Genomic DNA, 24,902 nt, shown 5'->3' with positions numbered 1-24,902 from the left:
GTGGGGCGGCAGCGTGTCGCTGCACCCATTTAGATTTTGGTTTCGCCTCTGCGCGACGCGCAGAAACGAAACCAAAATCTGAAAAGGCCCCCAAACTTGGAGGCGGGAGTTTACTGGTGATTTTCCACACCTCGCCCAAACGGGTTATCACTCTACTTTCCCTTTTACTCCTCTCCCTGTCGCAACGCGACAGGGAGAAATGCTTTCAAATTTGGGAATTGGTTTCGTCGCGAAGCGACGAGGCCAATTCCCAAATTAAATGGAAGCGGTCACTGACCGCCGCCCCACGCGCAGTGGAGCTCTGTGACCTCTGACATTTACCTCGCGTTACGAGTGTGGCGGAGAGGGGGGGATTCGAACCCCCGGTAGGTTTAAGCCTACACCCGCTTTCCAAGCGAGCGCATTAGACCACTCTGCCACCTCTCCTTATAGTGTGCGGGGCACACGCCCTGAGGCGCATGACTGCTTGGTGAGCGCGAGACCGCACAGAGAGCGAGGGGGGCGAGTGGCGGTCAAGCTCGTTTATGCTGTTGGGCCTGTGAAGCGCTGAGGCCGCCGCGTTCAAAATAGGGCAGTGCTCCAAATCGCTAAGTGCTTGAGGCTGCGCGTTGCAGTGTGCGGCTGGCGAAACTTGGCAGATTTTGTGCAGTGTGGCGCGTATCTTGCCTAGTGAGGTTGAGTCTCAGTAAAAATTACGCTTTCTCTTATCCTTCAATATTTTAGAAAATGTGCGCTTGCGCTCTGCGGCCGCCCTCGTAAGGGTCTGCGCTGATTTTGTTTTGGGCTTTTGCGCTTATGGTCACACCAAATTCCGAGTTGGCGTATAATAGTAAAATCGAGGGCGAGGTCGTCGTCACTCGCGCCGATGCGGTGATCAACTGGATCCGCAGCAACTCGGTGTGGCCGATGCCGATGGGGCTGGCCTGCTGCGGGATTGAGTTGATGGGCGTGGGCGGTTCGCGCTTCGACATCGCGCGCTTCGGCTCGGAGGTGATGCGTTTCTCGCCGCGGCAGAGCGACTGTATGATCGTCGCGGGCACGGTGACTTACAAAATGGCCTCGGTCGTGCGCCGGATCTACGACCAGATGGCCTCGCCCAAGTGGGTCATCGCGATGGGCGCCTGCGCCTCCTCGGGAGGGATGTATCGCAGCTACGCGACGCTTCAGGGCGTGGACCGGATTTTGCCGGTCGATGTTTATGTGAGCGGGTGTCCGCCGCGGCCTGAGGCACTGCTTGATGCGTTGATGACTTTGCAAAACAAAATCCGCAAGGAGCCCGCGACGCGTAATTTGCTGCGCGCACAGTGAGGGCAAAAGGCACCTATCGCACCCCTTGCCACGACTCGACGAAGCACACCGCCGTTTTCCCAGCCCTCTCACAACGCAATGCCTGCCAACGCCGATATTCTCCCCACGCTGCAAGCCCAGTTTCCGCAGGCGAGTGTGCGCCCGAGCGCTGACCATCCCGCGTTGGATGTGCCGGCGAGTGACTTGCTCGCGCTGATGCGCACTCTCCGAGATACGCATGGCTATGACCTTTTAACGGATGTGACGGCGGTTGACTGGGGCGCGCAGCGGGCAGGGCGGGGGACGGGAGCGAGCGGGAGCGTAGCTTTGAGTGCGGCTAATGCCGAGTCCGCTGCCCAGCCCCGCTTTACTGCTGTTTATCACCTCTACTCGACGACAGCGCACGATTACTTGCGCGTCGCCGTGGCCTGCACGGGGGACGACGACGCGCCGAGCGTCCCAAGCGTGACGAGCCTTTGGGCGGCGGCGGATTGGCACGAGCGCGAGACTTACGACATGTTTGGGATCCGGTTTGAGGGACATCCCGACCTGCGCCGGATTCTCATGTGGGAGGGCTACCCTTACTATCCGCTGCGCAAAGAATTTCCGCTGGCGGGAATCGAGACCGAATGGCCCGACGCGGATGTCGCTGCCGAGACGCGTATCAGCGTAAAGCCCGCGCCGATGGCGGGCGGCCCCTTCGTCGCCTCCAGCGGCACGATGAATCTCAGCGAGGCCGAGCCGCGCGCAAAAGACGAGAGCTGGAACGAAGTTTCAGAGAAACCCCAAAGCCCAGCCTGACGCGTCGCTTAATCCGCCACTCCCGCTGCCCCACACGCACGACGACCCATGCCGACTGAATTTAACTTTCCCGATACTGCTGCAAAAAACGCGAGTGCTGCGCCGCGTGTCGCGGTGGCGCGAGGCGACTCAGCGCAGTTGCCGCCCCAGGAGTTTGAGCCCGAGCGGATGTCGCTCTCGATGGGGCCCTCTCACCCTTCGACGCACGGCGTGCTCCGCATCCAGATGGAGCTCGACGGCGAGGTGGTGACGGAGGCGCGGCCAGTCATCGGCTACCTGCATCGCGGCGACGAGAAGATCGCCGAGAACATGACTTATAACCAGTTCGTGCCTTACACGGACCGGCTCGACTACCTCGCCCCGCTGGCGAACAACATGGCCTACGCAATCGCGGTCGAGAGACTCGCGGGGCTCGAAGTCCCCGAGCGCTGCCAGGCGATTCGCGTCATTACTGCCGAGCTTGCGCGCATCTCGGCGCACCTTATCGGGCTCGGTGCCTTCGGTATCGATACCGGTGCGTGGACGATTTTTCTCTACACCTTTACCGAGCGCGAAAAGCTCTACCGGCTCTTTGAAGAGCTGACCGGTGCACGCTTTACCACGAGCTATACGCGAATCGGCGGTGTAGCGCGCGACCTGCCCGAAGGTTGGACGGGGCGGGTTTTAGAATTTTGCGACCAGTTTCTCCCCATCCTCGAAGAGATCCTTTCGCTGCTCACCCGTAATAAAATCTTCATGGATCGCACGGTGGGGGTGGGCGTCATCAGCAAGGAAGACGCGCTGAGCTACGGCCTGACCGGCCCGAATCTACGCGGCTCGGGCGTCGCTGCGGACCTGCGCAAAGATCGTCCCTACAGTGGCTACGAACGCTACGAGTTCGATGTGCCGGTAGGCTCCACGGGCGATTCTTACGACCGCTATCTCGTGCGCGGCGAGGAGATGCGCCAATCCGTGCGCATCATCCGCCAAGCCATCGAGCAACTCCCGGGCGGTGATTGGTATGCGCGTGACGCGCGGCGGATCTTTGCGCCGCCCAAGGACAAAATCCTCAGCTCGATGGAAGAGCTTATCCAAAACTTTATGATTGTGACCGAGGGCCCGCAGATGCCCGCGGGTGAGGTCTACTTCGAAGCGGAGAACCCGAAGGGCGCGCTCGGCTTCTTTATCGTGAGCAAAGGCGGAGGCGTTCCCTACCGGCTGAAAATCCGCGCCCCCTCTTTCTGCAATCTCTCGATTTTGCCCAAAGTCTGCGCCGGAGCGATGATCTCCGACGTGGTCTCAATCCTCGGTTCGCTCGATTTCGTGATGGGGGAGTGCGACCGCTAAACGAAACGCCGCCGCCCTCACTCCCGAAATTTCCCCACTCACCGCCGCGCCGCTAACGCCGATGAATCTCAAGCCCGAAACCCTGCAACGCATCGACGAGGTGATTACCCATTACCCCGTCAAACGCAGTGCTACGCTCCCGCTCCTGCACCTGATCCAAGAGGACGTCGGCTACTTGCCGGAAGGGACGGCGGAGTGGGTCGCCGCGAAGCTCGAAATCGAGCCGATCAACGTGCACGGCGTGATCACCTTTTACCCAATGTTTCGCCAGAAGCCGATTGGGCGGCGGCACATCCGCGTATGCCGCACGCTCTCGTGTGCGCTTACTGGTGGCTACAAGGTCTGCGATACACTCAAGGAAGAGTTTAACGCCGAGCTCGGCGAGGTCTCACCCGATGGCGAAGTAACCATCGAGTTTGTCGAGTGTCTTGCGAGCTGCGGCTCGGGCCCGGTCGCGATGGTCGATGACGAGCTGCACGAGCGACTCACGCCCGAAAAAGCGCGTGAGCTCGCGGCGCAAATCCGCGCCGAATCCGCCATTCGCGCGTCCGCTGCCGCCGCCAGTGCTTAACCCGTTTTTAAGAATCGCCTAAAAGTCATGCCCGCAGAACGACGCCTCATTTTTCAGCACATCGACGAAGTCGGCTACACCAACGACATCGACTGCTACCTGCGTTACGGCGGCTACCAAACGCTTAAGAAAGCGGTCGCTCAAAGCCCCGAAGACCTGCGCGAAGAGGTCAAAAAGTCGGGCCTGCGCGGGCGTGGCGGCGCGGGTTTCCCCTGCGGTGTGAAGTGGTCGCTCGTTGACCGCAAAAGTGGCAAACCGATTTACCTAATCGTAAACGCCGACGAGTCCGAGCCGGGCACCTTCAAAGACCGCTACATCATCCACCAAGACCCGCATCAACTCATCGAGGGCATCATGATTTCCTGTTTCGCGAACGGCGTGAAGCAGGCTTATATCTACATCCGCGGTGAGTTTCCAAAGGGCGCGCAGATTCTCGAACGGGCGATTGCCGAGGCGCGGGCGAAAAACTTCGTTGGGGCGAACATCCTCGGCAGCGACTACAGTTGCGAAATCTACGTCCACCGCGGCGCGGGGGCTTACATTTGCGGCGAGGAGACGGGCCTAATCGAGTCGCTCGAAGGCAAGCGCGCTAACCCGCGTATCAAGCCGCCCTATTTCCCTGCCGTGCTCGGGCTCTACCAGTGCCCGACCATCGTCAACAACGTCGAGACCATGTGCCAAGTCCGCCACGTCATCGACATGGGCGGCGAGGCGTTCTCGAAGACCGGCACACCGGGCAACACCGGCACGCGCATCTTTTGCGTTTCGGGCCAAGTCAAACGCCCCGGCTACTATGAATTCGAGTGCGGCAAAATCACGATGGGCGAACTGCTCTACGACGTGTGCGGCGGCCCGCTCGACGGGAGGCAGTTTAAGGCGGTCATCCCCGGCGGATCGTCGGCCAAAGTGCTGCGCTTCGGCGAACGCTTTAAAGGCAAACGCAAGCTCGGGGCCGACATGGTGGACTACGACTGGGGCGTGGAGGACGTGCCGATGGATTTCGACTCGCTGGCCGCCATCGGCTCGATGGGCGGCTCCGGCGGCGTCATCGTCATGGACGACTCGGTCAGCATGGTCGAGGCACTCGCCAACATTAACGCCTTTTACTCGCACGAAAGTTGCGGCCAATGCACCCCCTGCCGCGAGGGCTCGCTCTGGATGAAGAAAATCTCCTCGCGGATGGTGCATGGCGCGGCACGCGCGGAGGATGCCGCGCTGCTCAAAAGCGTGGCCGACCAAATCCCCGGGCGCACGATTTGTGCCTTTGGCGAGGGCTGTTCGTGGCCCACGCAAAGCTTCCTCATCAAGTTCAAGGACGAGTTTGAAACCTACTACGAGGCGAAGCAGTCCCGCGCTCCCGAAGCCCTACAACTTGTCTAACCTGAAGCGTCCTTCCCCAAGCCTTTTTCTCTAGCTGTTATGAGCCAAACCGCCCCCAGCCCAGACCTCGTCACCGTCAACATCGACGGCCAGGAGATCGCCGTGCCCAAGGGCACCAATGTGATCGAGGCGGCGCGCAAGCTCGCAGTCGATATCCCGCATTACTGTTATCACGAGAAGCTCTCCGTCGCGGGCAACTGCCGGATGTGCCTCATCGAGATGGGCATGCCCGCCGTCGATCCCGCGACCAAGGCGCCGATAATTGACGAGGCGACCGGTAAGCAAAAAGTAAACTGGATACCCAAGCCAGTCATTGGCTGCGGCACCAACGTGAGCCCGGGCATGCACATCCGCACCACGACCCCGATGGTCAAGGATGCCCGCGAGAGCGTTATGGAGTTTCTCCTGATTAACCACCCGCTTGATTGTCCGATTTGCGACCAAGCCGGTGAGTGTAAACTCCAAGAACAGGCGACCGGCTACGGGCGCGGCTATTCGCGCTACATCGAGCCGAAGAACGTGAAGCCGAAGCGCACCGTGCTCGGCCCGCGCGTCACGCTCGACGACGAGCGCTGCATCCTGTGCTCGCGCTGCATCCGCTTCTCTCGCGAAATCGCCAAGGACGACGTGCTCGGCTTCACCGAGCGCGGCAGCTACTCAACGCTCACCTGTTTCCCGGGCCGCGAACTCGCCAATAATTACTCGCTCAACACCGTCGATATTTGCCCGGTTGGCGCGCTCACCTCTACAGACTTCCGCTTCAAAATGCGGGTCTGGTTTCTCAAACAGACCAACAGCATTTGCACCGAATCCTCGGTCGGGGCGAACACCGTTGTCTGGTCGCGGGAAGGCACGATTTACCGGATCACCCCGCGTCAAAACGATGCCGTTAACGACACTTGGATGACCGATAGTGGCCGGATGCTCTACAAAGAAGTCCAAGCCGAGAACCGCTTAACACGCCCCCTCGTTCGCGGCGTGGCTGTGACGGCGGATGCCGCGCTCGACGCGGCCACCGAACTGCTGCGCAGCGCCCAGCCGGGCACGGTCGCAATCGTCGGCTCGGGCCGCAGCTCGGTCGAAGAGCAATTCCTCACGCGCAAACTTGCGGAGGCTTTAGGGGATAAAGTGGGGGCACCGGTTTCGGTGGTTTCCCGTGTGGGCGAGGGCGACGGGCTCCTTCTTTCTGCTGATCGCAACCCGAACCTGCGTGGCGCACTCATCACCGGACTCATTGAAGCGCTGCCGCCCACTTACGCGCCCTTGGCCGCACTCGCTGCCGCGATTGAGGCGGGTGAAGTGAAGACTGTCATTTCCGTCGGCGAAGACCTCGCCGAAGCGGGGCTCAGCGCGGAGCAGCTCGCAAAAGTGTCGGTCATTTACCTCAGCACCCATGCCAACGCGACAAGCCAGGCCGCCGCTGTCGTGCTGCCGACACTCACGGTCTTCGAGAAGTCCGGCAGCTTCGTTAACCAGCAATTCCGCATTCAAAAATTTGCCCAGGCCGTGCCCGGCCCGGCGGGAGCGGCCGACGACCTCGCGACGCTCTCCGCGTTAATCGCGATCGCTGGCGGCGGACGCGGCGGCCCGGTCTCGGACCGCAACGCCGTGCCAAATGGTCGGGTCGAGACCCTGTGGAAAGCCCTCGCCGCCGAAGTCCCTGCGTTTGCAAACGTGACGTATCAGGAAATCCCCGACGACGGGCTTCTGCTCGATGCGACGCCCTACGCCTCGCTCCCCTTCGTCGAAGGCGAAACGCTTCACCACAAACCCACCACGCCCATCAGTCCGCTCAATGAGCGTGCGACAACCTCAACCGCTGCCTGACATGCCGCCAACAAAGGGCCGTGCGCCTCGCACCGGCACGCAAAACTAAAAAGGTCGAAGACTTCGTTATGATCGAATTTTGGCTCAGTCTCCCTCCTCTGCTTCAAGCCACGCTCAAGGGCCTTGCGGTGATTGCGGTCATCTTCCCGCTCGCAGGCGCGGGCTCGATGGCCGAGCGCAAAGTGAGCGCATGGATTCAGGGCCGCCCGGGCCCAAACCGCGCGGCGATTCCGTGGCTGGTGAAAATTCCTTTTCTCGGGCGCGCGCTCCAACGGCTCGGGCTCTTCCAACTGCTGGCCGACGGCCTAAAATTCTTTTTCAAAGAAGACCCCGTGCCCGGGCACGTGAACAAGTTTTACTTCTTCCTCGCTCCGGCGGTGGCACTCATCCCCGCGCTGACGACCGTCGTCGCTGTGCCCTTTGGGGCGTGGCTTGACGGCGATACGGTCGTGCCCATCGGGCTGGCGAATGTGGATCTCGGGCTCTTGGCGATTTTCGCGGTTTCGTCGCTGGGCGTCTACGCGCTGATTTTGGCCGGCTGGGCTTCAAATTCAAAATACCCGTTTCTCGGCGGCGTGCGTGCTTCCGCTCAGTTCATCTCTTACGAACTGTCGATGACGATTTCCGTCCTGCCGGTGTTCCTGTGGGTCAACTCGCCTGGGATGCGTGGCTCGCTCTCGCTGGCCCGAGTCGTCGAGTTTCAATCGCTGCCGGGCTTTTGGGGCGGCGCGTGGTTCATTTTTACCATGCCGGTGTGTGCGTTGATTTTCTTAATCGCGCTTTTTGCCGAGACGAACCGCCAACCCTTCGACATGCCGGAGTCGGAAGCCGATCTGGTCGGTGGCTTCCATACCGAGTATGGCGCGTTTAAGTGGGCGATATTCTTCGTCGCTGAATACGCGCACATGATTGTCGGCTCGGGCATTTTTACGTTACTGTTTCTCGGCGGCTGGAATCCGCTCCCGTGGGTGTCGTTGGCGGACTTTTCTGCGCTCATCGGCATTGCGGGTAACCCCCTTGTCGTGGGGGTGGTGTCGATTGTCATTTTCCTGCTCAAAGTCCTCTTCCTCATCTTCTTCTTCATGTGGGTGCGTTGGACGGTGCCGCGCTTCCGCTACGACCAAGTCATGGTGCTCGGCTGGCAAAAGCTGCTGCCGCTCTCTATTGCTAATCTCTTCTTCTACCTAGTCGTGATCGCGCTACTCCAAGAGCGACTCTAGCGAGCGGCACGGCGACTTCCTTCCCTTCCTTCTTTTTCTTTTCCGTCATGGCCATTCTCCCCGTCGAACGCAGACCGCTCACGCTCTCCGAGCGCAGCTACCTGCCGCAAATCGCGCGTGGGTTAAAGACCACGCTCAAGCACATCTTCGCGCCGAATGAGACGATGGAGTATCCGGAAGTGCAGCCGGAGATTCCGCCCGGCTATCGCGGTGTGCCGACGCTGGTAACGGATCCGCATGGCCGCGAAAAATGCGTCTCGTGCCAGCTTTGCGAATTCGTCTGCCCGCCGAAAGCGATTCGCATCACTCCCGGCAGCGTGCCCGAAGGCAGCGGTCGCGAGCACATCGAGAAAGCGCCCGAGGAGTTTAAGATCGATATGCTGCGTTGCATCTACTGTGGGCTTTGCCAAGAGGTTTGCCCCGAGGAGGCGATCTTTTTGCAAAACCAGTTTTCGCTTAACGGGCTGACGCGCGAAGAGATGGTGCACGACAAGAAACGGCTCTACGAACTCGGCGGCAGCCTCCCGGACCGCCACTTTAAATGGGATAAGAAAAAAGCCGCCGCCGAACACGGTAACGCCCACTAAACCCTTACGCCAACGCTCCGCAGCACACCACCATGCTCGACACGCTTTTCACAGTCTTTGCGACCTTCGCGCTGCTCTTCGCCCTCGGTGCGGTGCTCAGCCCCAATGCGATTAATGCCGCGCTGTGCTTCCTGCTCTGCCTCGTGAGCGTGGCGGGGATTTTTGTCCTGCTCGAAGCCTACTTATTGGCGGTGCTCCTCGTGCTCGTTTACGCGGGCGCGGTCGTCGCGCTGTTCTTGTTTATCATCATGCTGCTCGACCTAAAGCAGGTCTCGGCGTGGAAGTTTCGCGGTATCTCCGCCTTGGCGGGCGTGGTTGGCGCGGGGCTCCTCGTGGCGGGTGTCCTCGCAGTGGCGACTCGCGGCCAGCTCGACTCGCTACCGGCGGCGATGATTCCCGCGCTTGGTGCCGACCTCAAAGCCTACGCTCACGCGCTCTTCACGACCTACCTACTGCCCGTCCAAGTCATGGGCTTCCTGCTCTTGGCTGCTATGCTCGGGGTCATCGTGCTCAGCAAAAAATTCATTGCGCAGGGCGAGGCTCCCGCAGCTTCGCCAGCGCTTGATTCCCAACCCGCAACGCAGGCTGCCCAAAAATGATTACCGTCCCGCTCAATACTCTGGTTCTGCTTTCGACTGCGCTTTTCGCGATAGGCTTCCTCGGCGTGTTGCTGCGCAAGAACACGCTGATCATCTACATGAGCTTAGAGATCATGTTGGTGGCGGCGATTTTGGGCTTGGTCGCCTTCTCGCGGTTTAATGGGACGATGGAGGGGAATGTATTCGTCTTCTTCATACTCACGGTGGCGGCGGCGGAGGTGGCCGTGGGGCTCGCAATCATCGTCGCCCTGTTTCGCAAGCGCACGACCATCGAGGTCGATGAGCTTAACGCACTGAAACACTAGCCGCCCGCCCAAAGTCCCGCCTCGCGCCTCCTCCTTTTACCTCACTGCTGCTGTCTTCCTCCTCACTCGCCCCGCTCATTCTACTCATGACGCCGGTTCAAAACGCTCTCCTCGTCCTCCTCGTCCCGCTGGTCTCGGCGGCGTTGATCGCGCTGTTCCTGCGTCGTCGCGGTGGGCTGGCGACTACGGTCTCCGTCACGGCGGCGGGTGCACTCGCCGCGCTTTCGCTGCTCTTGATTTTCGGGGGCGATGCGGCGCGATTCACGACCTCAGTTGAGTGGCTGCGGCTGGGGGACTTCTCGCTCTCGCTTGGCTTTCTCTTCGACGACTTGGCCGCGTTGATGCTCTTCGTTGTGAGCTTCGTGGGCTTCTTTATCCACCTGTTTAGCGTGGGCTACATGCACGAGGACAAGGCGCGCGCGCGCTACTTCGGCGGGCTGTCCATCTTCATGTTTTCGATGCTGGGCATCGTCCTCGCGGATAACCTGTTCATGATTTTCATCTTCTGGGAGTTGGTCGGGTTTAGCTCCTACTTGCTGATCAACCACTACCACGAAAAGCAAAGCGCGGCGGATGCCTCGAAGAAGGCGTTTATCGCCAACCGTGTCGGCGACTTCGGGTTCCTGCTCGGAATCATCCTTTGCTACGCGACTTATGGGACGACCAACCTAGTGGAGCTGCGTGCGCTCGGCGAGGCGGGCGCGCTGAGCGCCACGTGTGCAAGCGCGATTCCGCTGCTGCTGTTCTGCGGCGCACTCGGCAAGTCTGCGCAAATGCCGCTCCATGTGTGGCTGCCCGATGCGATGGAGGGCCCGACGCCGGTCTCCGCACTTATCCATGCGGCGACGATGGTGGCTGCCGGGATTTACATGCTCTGCCGTGTCGAGGTGCTAATGGTCGCGGAGGCCCTCAATGTCATCCTGTGGGTGGGCACGATTACCGCACTCTATGCTGCGCTCTGCGCAGTCGTGCAGCGCGATATTAAGAAAGTGCTGGCCTACTCGACGCTCTCGCAAATCGGCTACATGGTCGCCGCCTTCGGGCTGGGCTCGACGCTCGTGTCACCGGATGGCGCGCCCGAACTGGTAATCGCCGCTGGGGTAGGCGCGGCGATGTTTCACCTGACCACACACGCCTTTTTCAAGGCACTGCTCTTCCTCGGTGCAGGCTCGGTCATCCACGGCTGCCACCACGAGCAAGACATGCCCAAAATGGGCGGGCTCGCGAAAAAGATGCCGGTCACTTACGCGACTTTTACGCTCGGCGTGTTCGCGATTATCGGCATGCCCGGGCTGGCGGGATTCTTCTCTAAAGATGCGATTTTGCTGCTCGCTTACCAAAACAACGGTGCGGTCTTCGGCACCCTCGCGCTGAGCGCGGTGTTGACGGCGTTTTATATGATCCGGATGTGGCGGATCGTCTTCTTTGGCGAGGCACGCAGTGAGGTCGCGCGCGGTGCGCATGAGAGCGGGCTCGCGATGACCGTGCCGCTGCTCGTGCTCGGACTGCTCGCGGTGGTTGGCGGTTACGGGAATATTTACGGACGCCTCGCAGGCGACCTTGCCTACTTGATCCCGCACAGCGAAGAGGCACACACGACGATTTTGGTCACGAGTATCGCGGTCATGCTACTCGGTGGCGGGCTCGCGTGGTTGCTGTACCGGCGGCCCGACTCTCGCGATGACGCGATTGCGCTCAAATCGCCCGCGCTGTTCCGCTCGCTGGTCGGGCTCCAGGGCGTATTCGATTCGGCTTACGGCTACTACGTCGCGAAGGTGCAGCAACGCTTCGCGATGATGCTTAACTTTTTGGAAAAAGTCTTCCTTGCGGGCGTGATTGTGCGCGGCACGGCGAGCCTTGTGGGGCTTGTGGGGCTGGGCGCGCGCGCGCTGCAAACCGGCAGCCTGCACGCTTACGTTTATTGGTTCCTGCTCGGCGTGGTGCTGCTGTGGGCAATCGTGTCGGGCGTTTTTTGACGGAGGCATAACCTGCTATGAGCGAACTTCCCTTTGATCCTCTTTTATTGGCAATCCTGAGTCCGCTGGCGGTGGCGCTAGTGATTGCGCTCGGGCTGCCGCAGCGTGCTTCGGTCGCTCTGGCCTGTGTGGGCTTTGGGCTGCCTGCACTGCTCGGGCTGCACACGTGGTATCACTTCCCGAGCGGGCTCGGAGCGGTGGCGGCGAGTGGGGTGGGCGGGGCGGGAGGCTATGCCTTTCAGAGTTTTTACGATACGGGGCTTTCTCGCTTTGGGATTATGCTGAGCCTCGGGCTAAACGGCATTTCGATGCCGCTATTTGCGATGGCGGGAGTCGTGGGGCTGGCGGCGGGGCTTTATGCGATTCAGTCGGGCGCAGAGCGGCTCAAAACCTATCTCGCGCTGCTGCTTGTGATGCAGGCCGGCTTGATGGGCGTGTTTGCGAGCGTGGACGTGTTTTTCTTCTACTTCTTTCACGAACTGGCCCTCATCCCGACCTTCATCATGGTCGGTATTTGGGGCGGGCGCGACCGGCACTATGCGGCGATGAAGCTCACGATTTACCTGACGCTCGGGGCGATGCTTTCGCTGGTCGGGTTGATTGCGATTTATGTGAAGAGCGGTGCGCAGACTTTTGACCTAATCGCGCTGCGCAATGCGCTGGCGCTGCAACCGCTCGGGGAGAGCGTGCAGAGTTATGCGTTTGGGCTGCTGATGTTCGGCTTTGGGATTTTGGTTTCGCTGTGGCCGCTGCACACTTGGGCTCCGCTCGGTTACGGGGCTGCGCCAAGCTCGGCGGCGATGCTCCACGCGGGTGTTCTCAAAAAATTCGGACTCTACGGGCTTATCCAAATCGCGCTGCCGCTACTGCCGCTCGGCGCGGCAAAGTGGGTGGGGCTGCTCGCACTCTTGGCTGCGGTGGGGAACGTGCTCGTGATCGGCTTTGTGACGATGGCGCAGCGCGACCTTAAGCAGATGATCGGTTACAGCTCGGTCATGCATATGGGCTACGCGTTTTTGGGAATCGCGTGTTTGAGCACGGTGGGCGCGGGCGGCGTGGTGCTGCTGATGGTCGCGCACGGGCTCTCGGTTGCGCTGATGTTTTTGCTGGCGACGAGTGTCCACCAACGCACGCAGACCTTTGACATGGCGGAAATGGGCGGCTTGGCGCAGCGTGCGCCGGTGCTCGCGGCCTTCTTTGTCGCGGCGACGATGGCGGGAATCGGGCTGCCCGGATTTGCGAATTTCTGGGGTGAACTCTCCATCTTCGTCGCGCTGTGGAGTTTCTCCAAACTGTTTACCGTCATCGCAGTGGCTGGGATCATCATCTCGGCGATTTACGGGCTGCGTGCGGTGGCGCGGGTGTTCTTCGGCAGTCCGTCGGCGCAGTTTACCGCGCGTGTTGGCGGGCAGCCGCTTGCCGACTTGGGCTGGGCGGAGCGGCTGCCCGCGCTGCTGCTTTTGGGCGCGTTACTTGCGGTCGGCTTTTGGCCGAAGTCGATTTCCGAGCCCGTCAACGACGCACTTCAATCGACGGTGAGTGTCGCCGTATCCGAATCTTAATTACGCTTTGTCCTTCGCTCGCTATGAGTTTTGAACTGCTACACGCCGCCGCTGACTCCAACCGCTGGGCTGCCATCCTGCCCGAGGTTTCACTCGGCTGTCTCGCGCTGCTGCTCCTCGTTCTCGAAATGGTGCTGCCGCGCGCGGCGCATCGGGCGATTCCGGTCGTGGCGATTGCGGGGCAGACTGTGTTGCTCGCGCTGCTGCTCGCGAGTTTTTGTTGTGCGTCGGGGGCTTGCGGTATCGGGGCTTATCTCGGCACCGAGACCTTTAATGGGCTGCTGCTTCACACGCGCGACGGGCAGTTTATGCGGGTGTTTTTCCTGCTGACCTCGCTGCTCGTGAGCGTGCTCGGCGTAGTGAGTCTAGGGCGGCGGCAGCTCCCGCGTGTCGAGTTTTTTAGCATCGTGCTTGTGATTGGCGGGGCACTGATGCTCTTGGCCCAGAGCAATCACTTCGTGATGCTTTTCGTCGCGCTGGAGACGGTGACGGTTGGGTTCTACATTTTGGTGAGCTACTTCCGCACGAGTGCGCTGTCGCTGGAAGCGGGGCTCAAATACCTCATTACGGGAGCACTTAGCTCGGGCTTGTTGCTTTTCGGGATCGTGCTGCTCTACGGCGTATCGGGAAATCCCTTACTCATAGGCTCGACGGATAATGGAATGCACTTTGGCGAGTTGCGCGGCTTCCTCGCGGCCAATCCAGATAACTTCCTCGCCTCACTCGGCATCGTGCTCGTGCTCAGCGGCGTGTGCTTCAAAATTGGCGCCTTCCCGTTTCAAATCTGGGTGCCCGATGTTTACCAAGGTGCACCGACTCCAGTGACGGCCTACCTGGCCGTCGGCTCCAAGGCGGCGGGTTTCGCCATCTTGCTGATACTCGTGCACACGGCCTTCGCGCCCTACGCGGGGCTGGTGATTCCGGTGCTTACAGTGCTCGCTGCGTTGACGCTAGTTTTTGGGAATCTCGCCGCACTCACGCAGCATAACGTCAAGCGACTCATCGGGCTTTCGGGCGTGTCGCACGCGGGCTTTTTGCTGCTGGGCGTGGTCGCGTCGTTGCATAGCACCGCGGCGATTGGCGCGGTGCAGTTTTACCTCGGCGGCTACTTACTCGCGTCTTTTGCAGTCTTCGGTGTGATGACGCTGCTCGCCCGTGCTGACGGCGCGGATGCCGATGCGATTCAAGAACTCGACGACTACGCGGGGCTCGCCAAAACACAGCCTTTCCTCGCACTTGTGTTGGTAATCGGGCTTGGCTCGCTCGCTGGCATCCCGCCGCTAGTCGGGTTCATGGGGAAACTCTTTATCTTCATCAGTGCGTTCCAAGCAGAGCTCTACGGACTGCTCGCAGTCGCGGTGCTCGGGGTGGTCGTCTCCATTTACTACTACTTTGGCTGGGTCCGCGCGGCCTTATTTGGGGAGCCCGATGGCGCGAGCAAGACGGCCTCAGCCGACCGCGCTGCTGCACCGGTCGCCGCCAAGGCTGCTGCACTTGTCGCCGCCGAGCCGGCGTCTCAGCCCGCACCCAGCTGGTCGATTGAGTTTGAGGAGGATACTCCGCTGCAAAACAAAGGCGGCAGTGCTGCTGGCGTGTGCGTGTGTACGCCCGTGAAGTGGGCGCTCGGGCTGCTCGCGGCGGCAGTCGTTTTCTTTGGGTTTTATCAAGGTGCGCTCGGTGACTGGTTGCTCTCGCGCTAGGGAATCGCCTAAGCCTCTGTGCTGTTGTGACTCGTTTCCGCCCCTGCATCGACCTCCACGAGGGTAAGGTAAAACAAATCGTAGGCAGCACGCTGACTGACGATGGGGCAGGGTTGCGCACGAATTTCGTGAGCGAGCAGCCCGCCGAATATTTCTCCGCTCTGTATCGGCGCGACGGGCTCAAAGGCGGCCACCTCATCAAGCTCGGCCCGGGCGAGGATAACGACGAGGCCGCGCGCGCCGCACTCACGGCCTACCCGGGCGGGCTGCAAATCGGCGGGGGCATCACGCTCGAAAACGCCGCCGTGTGGCTGATCGCCGGGGCGAGCCATGTGATCATCACCTCTTACCTTTTCGACGAACGCGGACGCTTCCGGCCTGACCGACTGCAATCGCTAATCGCCGAAGTCGGCGCCGAGCGGCTCGTGATCGACCTGAGCTGCCGCCGCGAGCGCGACGGCTGGGTTGTGGCGATGAACCGCTGGACGCAGCCGACCGACCTCTGGCTCAACGCGGCGAACCTGCGCGCGCTGTCGGGTGCCTGTGCCGAGATCCTCGTCCACGCCGCCGACATCGAGGGCCAGCAAAACGGCATCGACGAAGAGCTCGTGCAAAACCTCGGCGCCTATGCGCCGATGCCCGTGACTTATGCGGGCGGGGCAAACTCGCTCGCCGACTTGGCGCGGGTGGACGTGCTGAGCCAAGGGCGGGTGGACCTCACGATAGGCAGTGCCCTGGACATTTTCGGCGGCGAAGGCGTCCGCTACGCCGACTGCGTGGCGTGGAACCAAACGGATGAGGGCGGGCACGCAGGCTAAAACGGCTCTGCCTTGAGTGGCTCAATGGGGGGGCTAGCGCCTCGCCTGAGCTTCGTGCGTGTCGCTTATTTAGCTTGTTCGTGGACGCTTCGATTCACCTTAGGCAAGTTCGGTCTGCCTTAAGCGAAGGCCATCATTGAGAGCACTCGCACGCATTTGAGAAATGCCGCATTGCCGCCGCGCTGGGGGCCAGTTCCCATTCCGCTCGCCCTCATGAAAATCACTGGTCTTGCCCTCGTCCCGCCACCCTCTGCTGCCGATTTGCCCAAGCTCACGCCCGAGTTGCTCGCTTCCGTCCTCGCGCGTTACTCGCGCAGCAATAGCGGGATCGGAGCAATCCTCGAAAAGGTCGATTTGGCGAATCCCGATGCGTCGATTGACCGAATCCTGAAGTTTGTGGATTACGGGCACGCGTCGATTGGTGGGCTCACGGGTGGGCTGGCGATTGCGCTCGACGGAGTCTCGATGTGGCTGGCGTACAAGCTGTTTGAAATTGCCCAAATGGCAGATGGGCAGGAGTCGAGCACGCGCTATATAGCGCTTGCGCCGACGAACTTGCCGGAGGCCGAGGCGCTTGGGGTTCCGCAAGACCTTGCGGCGCGTTGGGCGCAGGTGATGGACGAGGCCTTTGCCGCTTACGAAACAGAATACGCGCGGCTGGACGCGCTGAGCGTCGCTGAGCCCGAGCGTGTGCGTTTGCCCGAAGAGGGGACGGCCTCGGCGGCGGCGATTGGCCGGATGCGTAAAAACTACGCGCTCGACCGCGCGCGCTACTTTATCCCGCTGGCGACGCGGACAAACGTCGCCCTCGTGCAAAGCTCGCGGATGTGGGCGGCGACGGTTGCACATCTCGACTCGTTGCCGCAGCCGGAGGCCCGCGCGGCTGCCGGGCTGATTCGCGGAGAGCTTTTGAAGCAATCGCCGCGACTCATGCGGCATTCGCACGCCGAGGCGTCCTATCGCGAGCAGGCTGCCCAAGAACTGGCGACGAGTTTGCGACTCGGGCTCGCGCGGCTTTCGACTGCGCCGCTTGCCGATGAGGTGTGGGTGCACATCGACCGCGCGACGCCGCCTTGGCTCGCGGAGGAGCAGCCCGTCGCCGAAGCCCTGCGGCATCGGGCGAATCGTTACGGCTATCAGGGCACAGTGACGCGGCGGATGCGGGTGGCCTTCGCGTGGAATAACATGGCACTGGCCGAGCTGCGCGACCTTAACCGCCATCGCACGGGGCATCGCTACACACCGCTAATTCAGGCGGGGTTTTACCTGCCGGCGGAGGTCGAGCGTGGGCCGCATCAGCGGCTGCTCGACGCGCAAGCCTCACTGACGCGCGAGCTGATGGAGCGCGGCTCACCGGCCTACGTTTACTCGCTCCTGCTCGGTGCACAGACTCCCTTTGAGCACAGCACGCACGCAGACAAATTCATTTACGAAGCGGAGTTGCGGACAGGGCTCGGCGCACATTTCCGCTACGCGGAACACTTGAGCGCGGCCCTGCGTGAGTTTTTCAAACAAGTGCCGGAGGCCCGCGACTGGGTCGCCGAAGGCACCGCCGAACCGGAGGCGTCTTAGGCCGCTCTTATTTGGCGTGCGCCCGATCGCGCGCAGGTCGAGGGGCGGGGGCGTTTCCCCTAATGCTGGGGCGCGATAGAGCCCGCGACTCGTAGGAATCGCGGGGGAGTTTACGCAGTTTGCTTGAGGCTGCTTGCATCATGGGGGTGGGTGGACTTTTCGTTTTGCTCCCCCCGACTGCCGCGTAGTGGCAGTCGAACTACCCCTAACCCCACCCCAAAGATCGTTATGAAACGTAACACGCACCTGCGTGCTGTGAGCGCATTGCCGCTTCTGGCACTTTGCCTTGTCGCCTCAACTCCGAGTGGTTTCGCGCAACGCACAGCCACTGATGCTCGCGCCGAAACAGACGAAGCAATCATCCTCTCTCCCTTTGAGATTTCGGCCCAGCAGCCTGCGCGCTACCAAGCGGCGGACGCCGCTTCAGGCGGGCGGATTCGTACCAACATTCTCAATACGCCTTCGAGTGTGACGGTGCTCACGGGAGAGTTTTTGGAAGACGTGGGCAGTTCGCGGTTTCGCGATGCGGCGAAGTATGTCGCTGGCGTTTCCGAGTCCACGATTCCCAACGGTCACGATCGGGTAAACATTCGCGGCTTCCAAACTCAAGGTCGGCGCATTGATGGCTTCTCGACCTTTGCGCAGGCGAACTACGATTCGGCGGCGGTCGAGCGCATTGAGATTATCAAGGGGCCCGACTCCGTGCTCCAACCTGCGGGTGTGCCGGGCGGCACGATTAACCTCGTCACGAAGCGGCCGCAGTTTGTGCCGGGCGGCTACGTGAAGGCGCAGCTGGGCCAGTACGATGCAAATCGGGTCGAGGCGGATGTGACCGGGCCCTTTGCGAAGGGTCACTTGGCGTACCGCGTGGTGGCCGCCGTGCAGGATAGCGAGGGCTATGTGAAGCGCAGCTATCGCGATTCGGTGTTGGTTTCGCCGTCGCTTTCGTGGAGGATCGCCCCGCAGAGCTTGCTCACGCTGCGCTACGAATACCTCGACGCGAATGTGGCGAACTCCGAGGGTGTGCCGGTCGATCCGAGCGTGGGCACGACGACCGGCTTTAAGCTGTTGGAGGGTGTACCGCGTGACTTTAACCCGGCACCGGACAAGAAATACAGCGTGCGCGGCGGCGAGACGCATGCGCTGAGTTTTCACTTTAGCTCGACGATTACCGATAGGCTTTCGGTGCGCTTGGCGGGACGCATCGGCTATGTTGACCAGTCCGAGGCCGGTTTCGGCTTCGGACTCTCGACGCCTGGCGGCAGCCACAATCCGTATACGGGCAATTGGGAAGGCGGTGTCATTTGGGTAAAAACCTCGGTTGATCCGAATCCGCCGACTTTTGCGGCGACACCTGCGCCCGCGCTGAGCGAGACGTTTCAGCACTTTGGTGTGCACAACTTCGCCAACCGCCGCGAGCGCGACATCCAGAACGACTGGGCGTATATCGTGGACGGCACTGCGCTCAAATCGACCACGCTAGTGGGCTTCGCGTACAACTACTTTCATGGCAATGTGCAGACCCGTAACGAGCAGCTTCCCGACTTTACGGTGGCCGGTTGGACGAAGCCCGGAGCGCCAATCGAGTTTCCGATTAGCCGCGATACGCGCAACGTCACAAGCCGTTACCAAGTGTACTTAACGGAGGCCTTGGAGCTTTTTGAAGGGCGGCTCGTCCTTTCCGGCGGCGTATCGCAACTCAGCTACAACGGCACGAGCGGCAACAAGCTCTCGGCGGCGAATCCGCCATTCAGCGTTGCCGGGCAGATGTTTCCGGGCTCGGGCAACAAGGCGACTTACAATCACGGTGTCGTCGTGAAGCCGCTCGACACGCTTTCGCTCTATTATGGGCACAGCGAGAACGCCGTCCCGGCGGAAAATTTCGAGCAAGTGTCGCGCGGCAATGCGCCCGTGTTCTCGCAGGGGAAGCAGGATGAGTTTGGCGCGAAAGTGCTGCTCTTTGGCGGGCGCTTGATTGCGAGTGTGGCTTACTACGAAATCGAGCAGACAGGGTATAGTGTGTACAACCCCGCGAACCTTGTCTCGCCTGCGCCTTCGCCGCTGTTGCCCGACCTGATTCTTTCTCGCGAGGCGCGCGGTTGGGAGTTTCAGGTCACGGGAAACATTACGCCAAATCTCTCGGTCATCGCCAGCTACGACGACATGAAGAACCGCGACCCCAATGGAGTTATCTTGCGCGGAACGCCGGAGCAGACGGCTGCGGCTTTCGTGCGCTATGCGGTGACGCAGGGGCGGCTGGCTGGACTTGCGGTGGGTATCGGTGCGAACTACGCGGCCAAGGCGGCCGGCGACATCCCGCGTGCGGGCTTCACCGGAGCATCGACGCCGGAAAATCCGATCCCCTACCAGCCGAGTTTTTACCTGCCTGCGCGTACGATCGCCGACTTGTACGTGAGCTACACGCGCGGCGCATTCGTGTATCGGGTGGACGTGAGCAACTTCACCGATGAGGCGCACTATGGGCATCTCTCGCGCAACAACATCATGGTCGGAAACCCTGCCGCCGTGACTGGCTCAGTCACCTTTAAGTTCTAAGGCGCGCTGCCCCGGACAGTGTGGCGAGCCGCTTTTTAGCGGCTCGCCAGTGGCAGTTGAGCAATTGGTTGATGATAATGCTCGGTGGCGCGTGCGCCGATTTGATGTGCGGGAAACTCCATGCTGGCGCAGTCTCTAACCCTCCTCGGAGTATTCGATTTAGGAATACAAAGCCGTTTTTTCTGGGATTTGTGCGCCGCAGTCGCGCAATCCACTCCAGGGCTTGGGTGGCGTCCTCGCGTATGCGTCGCATCGTGTCGGTATTTACGGAGGGGGATGCGGACTAATCGGTCGGCTCAGCCGACTGGGTGTTTCGCTGGAGGCGGTGGCGTGGATTTGCGTACTGGCCTTTGATATCGAGACAGAATCGAGAGTGAGCATTTCACAATGAGTGTGGCTTTCGGGCTGCCGGAGCGTTGTGCAGAGTTGATTCAGTTAACCCGAAGTGCCGGAGTTTCGCCGTACGTGGCTCGATTATTGCGAGTTGTACAATGCACCTTTGGCGGAGCAGGCGGCACGCTTAGGCACTTCGTATAAGTCGCACAACTATGCAGCAAGGTCATGCACGGCTGACTGGCTTACGCGGCATATATGACAGAGGAGTGCATGGCTTGCTGCTCGCGCTTGGGAAGCGTTTTTATAGGGGCGAGCTGTCTTGGCACTCAGAGTACAGAGTGATCGCGATAAACTATAATGAACGAGCTGACGCTGGCGTGTGATGCGTAGTTCCTTGGGGAACGAGGTGATTTTATTCGTAATACTGTTAAATGAAGAGTTGCAGAATAATATAGAAGCCCTATCCGTGAGTCTTCTTTTGCCCAAAATGATCGATAAAAAAATCCAAAAACTAAATGCAGCGCGTGCCAAAGTGGCCGCTCTGGAACATGCAATCGCTAACGAGCGGCTCAAGGAGCTCGCAATACTGCCTGCCAAATATGGCTTCGGTGATGTGGCTTCCTTTATCAAAGCACTGAAGTCTGCTGTTGGCTCGGCCAAGGTCGGACGCGGTGTTGCCGCGGCTTCGGCTCGCCCTGCTGGGGCTAAGCGCAAGCATATCACACCCGAGGCAAAGGCTAAGGTTGCTGAACTTCTTAACGAAGGTAAGTCGGGCTCCGAGATCGCTGCGCGCGTCGGTATCTCGCTACCTAGCGTGCAAAAGATTAAGAAAGAACTCGGCTTGGTGAAGGCACGCGGCAGCAAAGCAGCCCAGTCGGAAGCGGCTCCTGTGCAACAATCGGTGCAAGAGGCTCCCGCTCAGGAGCAGCCTGCTCAGTATTAAACGTGCGCGAGATTTCGCGTGGCTCTTCTTAGGAGGCAGCCACGCGGCTTTTTTCACTTTCGGCGGCGGTGTGCTTGCACCGTCGCCCTTTTTTTTGAGAGGAAAGGGCGGATGCAGGACTATATACAGGCCAACACTAATGGGCACTTGCACGATGCGCGAGAGGCTTCGATTTCGCCGCTGGATCGTGGGTTTTTATACGGAGATGCCGTATACGAAGTGTGGCGCACTTATGACTCGGTAGTGTTTGCGTGGGCCGAACACTGGGCACGCTTGGAGCAAAGCGCGGCGGCCCTGGGCTTCATATTAAGGTGCTCGCCAGAGCAAATGTTTGGAGAGATCCGGCGTACTGCTGCGGCATATCGTGTGGCGACGAGTGATACGAGCGACCTGTATATCCGGCTGCAAATCACGCGTGGAGCTGGGACGATAGGACTCGACCCGGGACTCGCGGATGGGGCGAGTTTTGTGATTCTTGTCCGCGCGAATAAGGGCATCCCCGACGATAAATTGCGCGCAGGCTATACGCTTTCGCTAGCGACGACGCTTCGGCGCAATTCGAGTGAGACACTCAACCCTGCGTGGAAAACGGGAAACTACCTTAACAACATTCTTTGCTTGGGAGAGGCGCGGCGGCGTGGGGCAGACGAGGTCGTAATGACTAACCTAGCGGGCGAGGTTGCGGAAAGCTCGGTGTGCAACTTGGGCTTTGTGCGTCGAAGCGCAGGCGAGTCGGGTGCAGTGGAGATTGTTACACCGCCGCTGCGTTCGGGGATTTTGGCGGGAATCACACGTGAGTTGATGCTTGCCAAAATCGCGCCCGAGGCGGGCTTTGCTATGCGCGAGGCGGTGATTCGCCCAGAGGACTTTAGTGACTTTGAGGAGTGTTTTTTAATGGCGACGACGCGCGACATCGCCCCAGTGGGGCAGATTGACGGGCGGCACTTCCGAGTGGGCGAGCGCACGGTGACGATGCGGCTGAAGGCGGCATTTTCCGACTACGTCGCACGCTACGTTGCGGTGCATCCCGAGCAGCGGCTGTGAAGGGCGCCCGCTGCCGGTGCTGACCGAGTTTTAATTTTAATACCGCGCGAGCTTCGGGTCGATTTGTTCGGCCCAAGCGTCGATGCCACCCACGATGTTGGTCGCATTTGAAAACCCGAGGTGCCGGAGGTACTCGGTGGCGCGGCGGCTGCGTCCGCCGTGGTGGCAGAGGAGGAGTAGCGGGCGGTCGCGTGGAAGTGTGTCCGCTTTTTGTGGAAGCTCGCGCAGCGGGATGTGAAGCGCGGTGTCGATGCGGGCTATTTCCAACTCGTGTGTCTCGCGCACATCAATGAGGAGCGGGAGAGCGGGCGCTTCGCGTGTTTCGCGGAGGATTGTGTGGGCTTGCGCGACGTTGATTTCGAGCGGGGCGGTGGCGCTTTGAGTCATGGAGAATAGGAGTTGGGGCTAGATAGGAGTTTAGGGATTAGAGAGATGAGTTGAGCGACGTTTAGCAATTGCTCCGGTGAGCTGGGGGCGACTCGAATCCGCAGTCATGATGCGTTGCCTGGGAATCGACTATGGCACTCGCCGTATCGGCCTAAGCTTTGGAGATGAGGTCGGCGTGGCGACGCCGCTGCCTGCGCTCGTGCAGGGCGAGGCGGAGGCGCGTTGGGCGGCCCTAGAGCGCGTCGTGCGCGAGCGGCGGCTTACTGATTTCGTATTGGGTTATCCTTTCAATATGGACGGTACGGTCGGCTTTAAAGCGCGCGAGGTGGACCAATTCGCTGCCGAGCTGCGGGCGCGTTTCGGGCTGCCCGTTCATCTCATGGACGAGCGACTTACTAGTTACCAAGCAGAGGCGGAGGCGCGGCCTTCAAAGCGCGGTGCGCGTGCGCAGCGGCAGTTTCGGGCGAGTGGGGTAGTCGACTCGCGGGCGGCGACACTCATCCTTCAAGACTTTCTCAACCAGCGTGTGCCGCCGCCCGTACCGGAGTTTTATGAGGAGGAGGAGGTCAACGATGAGGGCGTGTGATTTTGTGCCTCGAAGGCGGAAGTGTGTATGCGCGTACGATGGGACAGGCTTTGCCGGCTGGCAGAGCCAAGCGGCCGGGCGTGGGCTTGCGATTCAGGATGTGATTGAGGCGCGGCTGGCGGCGATTTTTGGGCAGCCGGTGCGAATCGCGGGCAGTGGTCGCACGGATGCGGGGGTGCACGCGTTGGGGCAAGTTTTCCACTTCGATGCGGCTTGGTCACATGGGGAAGAGAAGCTCTTGTTGGCGTTGCGCACAGGGCTTCCGTCTACGATTCAGATCAAGAGTACTCGGCCAGTGCGGGCGGACTTTCATGCGCGCTTCGATGCGCGAGGGAAGCGCTACGAATACCGCATCCACCTAGGCGATGCGGATCCGTTTGCGCGGCCTTATTGTTGGACGGTTTTTAGGCCACTTGATGTTGACGCGATACGGGCGGCCGCAGCCCGTCTTATCGGGCGGCACGATTTTCGCGCTTTCACCGCGCTCAATGGTCCGGCCCGAGAGGACACCGTACGCATGCTTCACAGGCTCGATGTCTTACAGCGGGGGCGGCGGCTGAGGATCGTGTGCGAAGGCGATGGATTCTTATACAAGATGGTGCGAAGTCTCGTGGGCGCGCTGGTCTCGGTGGGCGAAGGGAAACTCAGCGCTGCGGACTTGGCGGCGATTCTCGCTTCGCGCCACCGCACGGCGACAGTGCAAACCGCGCCGGCCAAGGGGCTTTTTTTGGCTAAGGTGTTTTACTGACGCTGGGTCTGTTCGCGTTTCAAAGGCGAGGCATCTGGCTCGCGGCTCGCCATTCACGTGTGCTGCGCACGCTCGCCGCTGCCTTAAGCGCCCCGAAACGCGGCGGGCGGCGGCTAAACCGAGTCTACGATCTGGTCGGCGAGGCCGTAGGCGAGGGCTTCTTGTGCGTTTAGGTAGAAGTCGCGGTCGGTGTCTTGCTCGATGCGCTCCAAGGGTTGGCCGGAGACTTTGGCCAAGATTTGGTTTAGCTCGGCGCGCAGTTTTTCCATCTCTTGGGCTTGGATGTTAATGTCGGTCGCGGGGCCGCTGAAGTGGCCGGAGATGAGGGGTTGGTGGATGAGGACGCGGGCGTGCGGGTAGAGGAGTCGTCGGCCTTTGGCGGCACCGCTTAGCAGGATGGAGCCCATCGAGGCGGCCATGCCGGTGACGACTACGGTTACGGGTGAGCTGATGAGTTGCATGGTGTCGTAGACGGCCATGCCGGCGCTGATCGAGCCTCCGGGGGTGTTGATGTAGAGGGTGATCGCTTCACCGGGGGCGGTGGCTTCGAGGTAGAGCAGTTTTTCGGTTAGATCTTTGGCGGTCGTGTCGGTGACGGCACCCCAGAGGAAGATTTTCCGCTGCGAGAGGAATTTTTTCTGAATGAGGGCGCTGACGGAGGCCGGGGATTTGGCCTCGGTGGTGACGCCGTCTTCGTCTTCATCGTCGTCGTTGTCTGCACGTGGGGCGTGGTGTTGGAGGCCAGTGTCTTGGAATTTAGGGAAATGCATA

23 protein-coding genes and 1 tRNA gene are annotated in these 24,902 nt (G+C 60.7%); 21 read left to right on the top strand and 3 right to left on the bottom strand.

What is annotated here, in order from left to right; genetic code table 11:
• Positions 1-336: 336 nt before the first annotated feature.
• Positions 337-426, bottom strand: a tRNA-Ser gene (locus AXK12_RS03110).
• 369 nt (positions 427-795) lie between these two features.
• On the opposite strand from AXK12_RS03110, the gene nuoB reads away from it, so the two are divergent.
• The 19 genes from nuoB (at position 796) to AXK12_RS03020 (ending at position 22,410) form a co-directional block, all read left to right on the top strand.
• Entirely contained in the window at positions 796-1,308 is a 513-nt protein-coding gene (gene nuoB / locus AXK12_RS03105; RefSeq protein WP_068711389.1) for an NADH-quinone oxidoreductase subunit NuoB, read from the top strand.
• 78 nt (positions 1,309-1,386) lie between these two features.
• Positions 1,387-2,088: an NADH-quinone oxidoreductase subunit C gene (locus tag AXK12_RS09485; protein WP_068711356.1), complete on the top strand. Its 702-nt coding sequence runs from the start codon at positions 1,387-1,389 to the stop codon at positions 2,086-2,088.
• A gap of 48 nt (positions 2,089-2,136) precedes the next feature.
• Positions 2,137-3,414, top strand: coding sequence for an NADH dehydrogenase (quinone) subunit D (gene nuoD / locus AXK12_RS03095; RefSeq protein ID WP_068711354.1), 1,278 nt, complete (start codon positions 2,137-2,139; stop codon positions 3,412-3,414).
• Between the two features lie 61 nt (positions 3,415-3,475).
• Positions 3,476-3,985, top strand: coding sequence for an NADH-quinone oxidoreductase subunit NuoE family protein (locus AXK12_RS03090; protein ID WP_068711352.1), 510 nt, complete (start codon positions 3,476-3,478; stop codon positions 3,983-3,985).
• Positions 3,986-4,012: 27 nt separating this feature from the next.
• The gene (gene nuoF / locus AXK12_RS03085; RefSeq protein ID WP_068711350.1) at positions 4,013-5,365 is read left to right on the top strand and encodes an NADH-quinone oxidoreductase subunit NuoF; all 1,353 of its coding nucleotides are present in this window, start codon (positions 4,013-4,015) and stop codon (positions 5,363-5,365) included.
• Positions 5,366-5,404: 39 nt separating this feature from the next.
• Complete coding sequence (locus tag AXK12_RS03080; RefSeq protein ID WP_068711348.1) at positions 5,405-7,192, top strand: NADH-quinone oxidoreductase subunit G; 1,788 nt, start codon at positions 5,405-5,407, stop codon at positions 7,190-7,192.
• Positions 7,193-7,260: 68 nt separating this feature from the next.
• Positions 7,261-8,412: a complex I subunit 1/NuoH family protein gene (locus AXK12_RS03075; RefSeq protein ID WP_068711387.1), complete on the top strand. Its 1,152-nt coding sequence runs from the start codon at positions 7,261-7,263 to the stop codon at positions 8,410-8,412.
• Positions 8,413-8,459: 47 nt separating this feature from the next.
• Positions 8,460-8,999, top strand: coding sequence for a NuoI/complex I 23 kDa subunit family protein (locus AXK12_RS03070; protein WP_068711346.1), 540 nt, complete (start codon positions 8,460-8,462; stop codon positions 8,997-8,999).
• A 32-nt stretch (positions 9,000-9,031) separates the two neighbouring features.
• On the top strand, positions 9,032-9,598 hold the full coding sequence (locus tag AXK12_RS03065; protein WP_068711344.1) for an NADH-quinone oxidoreductase subunit J family protein: 567 nt from the start codon (positions 9,032-9,034) through the stop codon (positions 9,596-9,598).
• The gene (gene nuoK / locus AXK12_RS03060; RefSeq protein ID WP_197456973.1) at positions 9,595-9,903 is read left to right on the top strand and encodes an NADH-quinone oxidoreductase subunit NuoK; all 309 of its coding nucleotides are present in this window, start codon (positions 9,595-9,597) and stop codon (positions 9,901-9,903) included. Before AXK12_RS03065 ends, nuoK begins: the two co-directional genes overlap by 4 nt.
• A gap of 86 nt (positions 9,904-9,989) precedes the next feature.
• Positions 9,990-11,879 carry an NADH-quinone oxidoreductase subunit L gene (nuoL, locus tag AXK12_RS03055; RefSeq protein WP_068711342.1) on the top strand — a complete coding sequence of 630 codons (1,890 nt, stop codon included), beginning with the start codon at positions 9,990-9,992 and terminating at the stop codon, positions 11,877-11,879.
• A 17-nt stretch (positions 11,880-11,896) separates the two neighbouring features.
• Complete coding sequence (locus AXK12_RS03050) at positions 11,897-13,441, top strand: complex I subunit 4 family protein (protein ID WP_068711340.1); 1,545 nt, start codon at positions 11,897-11,899, stop codon at positions 13,439-13,441.
• A gap of 23 nt (positions 13,442-13,464) precedes the next feature.
• Positions 13,465-15,141, top strand: coding sequence for an NADH-quinone oxidoreductase subunit N (locus AXK12_RS03045; protein ID WP_068711338.1), 1,677 nt, complete (start codon positions 13,465-13,467; stop codon positions 15,139-15,141).
• A gap of 26 nt (positions 15,142-15,167) precedes the next feature.
• Positions 15,168-15,959 (top strand): phosphoribosylformimino-5-aminoimidazole carboxamide ribotide isomerase, encoded by a 792-nt coding sequence (gene hisA, locus AXK12_RS03040; RefSeq protein WP_068711336.1) that lies wholly within the window; start codon positions 15,168-15,170, stop codon positions 15,957-15,959.
• 213 nt (positions 15,960-16,172) lie between these two features.
• The gene (locus tag AXK12_RS03035; protein WP_068711334.1) at positions 16,173-17,531 is read left to right on the top strand and encodes an FAD-dependent thymidylate synthase; all 1,359 of its coding nucleotides are present in this window, start codon (positions 16,173-16,175) and stop codon (positions 17,529-17,531) included.
• Positions 17,532-17,759: 228 nt separating this feature from the next.
• Positions 17,760-20,087 (top strand): TonB-dependent siderophore receptor, encoded by a 2,328-nt coding sequence (locus AXK12_RS03030; RefSeq protein WP_068711332.1) that lies wholly within the window; start codon positions 17,760-17,762, stop codon positions 20,085-20,087.
• Between the two features lie 445 nt (positions 20,088-20,532).
• The gene (locus AXK12_RS09570; protein ID WP_425479054.1) at positions 20,533-20,682 is read left to right on the top strand and encodes an exo-rhamnogalacturonan lyase family protein; all 150 of its coding nucleotides are present in this window, start codon (positions 20,533-20,535) and stop codon (positions 20,680-20,682) included.
• A 228-nt stretch (positions 20,683-20,910) separates the two neighbouring features.
• Positions 20,911-21,366 carry a helix-turn-helix domain-containing protein gene (locus AXK12_RS03025; RefSeq protein WP_068711330.1) on the top strand — a complete coding sequence of 152 codons (456 nt, stop codon included), beginning with the start codon at positions 20,911-20,913 and terminating at the stop codon, positions 21,364-21,366.
• Between the two features lie 111 nt (positions 21,367-21,477).
• Positions 21,478-22,410: an aminotransferase class IV gene (locus AXK12_RS03020; RefSeq protein ID WP_068711328.1), complete on the top strand. Its 933-nt coding sequence runs from the start codon at positions 21,478-21,480 to the stop codon at positions 22,408-22,410.
• A gap of 36 nt (positions 22,411-22,446) precedes the next feature.
• Here AXK12_RS03020 and AXK12_RS03015 read toward each other — a convergent pair whose 3' ends face one another.
• Complete coding sequence (locus AXK12_RS03015) at positions 22,447-22,797, bottom strand: rhodanese-like domain-containing protein (RefSeq protein ID WP_068711326.1); 351 nt, start codon at positions 22,795-22,797, stop codon at positions 22,447-22,449.
• A gap of 106 nt (positions 22,798-22,903) precedes the next feature.
• Between AXK12_RS03015 and ruvX the strand changes: the two genes are divergently transcribed.
• The gene (gene ruvX, locus AXK12_RS03010) at positions 22,904-23,383 is read left to right on the top strand and encodes a Holliday junction resolvase RuvX (RefSeq protein ID WP_231863508.1); all 480 of its coding nucleotides are present in this window, start codon (positions 22,904-22,906) and stop codon (positions 23,381-23,383) included.
• Between the two features lie 4 nt (positions 23,384-23,387).
• Positions 23,388-24,131, top strand: a complete 744-nt coding sequence (truA, locus tag AXK12_RS03005) for a tRNA pseudouridine(38-40) synthase TruA (RefSeq protein WP_231863507.1) — start codon at positions 23,388-23,390, stop codon at positions 24,129-24,131.
• 113 nt (positions 24,132-24,244) lie between these two features.
• Here truA and AXK12_RS03000 read toward each other — a convergent pair whose 3' ends face one another.
• Complete coding sequence (locus AXK12_RS03000) at positions 24,245-24,901, bottom strand: ClpP family protease (protein ID WP_082782607.1); 657 nt, start codon at positions 24,899-24,901, stop codon at positions 24,245-24,247.
• Position 24,902: the final 1 nt, after the last annotated feature.

The organism is Cephaloticoccus capnophilus (assembly GCF_001580045.1).
Classification (GTDB): domain Bacteria; phylum Verrucomicrobiota; class Verrucomicrobiia; order Opitutales; family Opitutaceae; genus Cephaloticoccus; species Cephaloticoccus capnophilus.
This window is presented reverse-complemented; position numbering and strand designations above follow the sequence as displayed.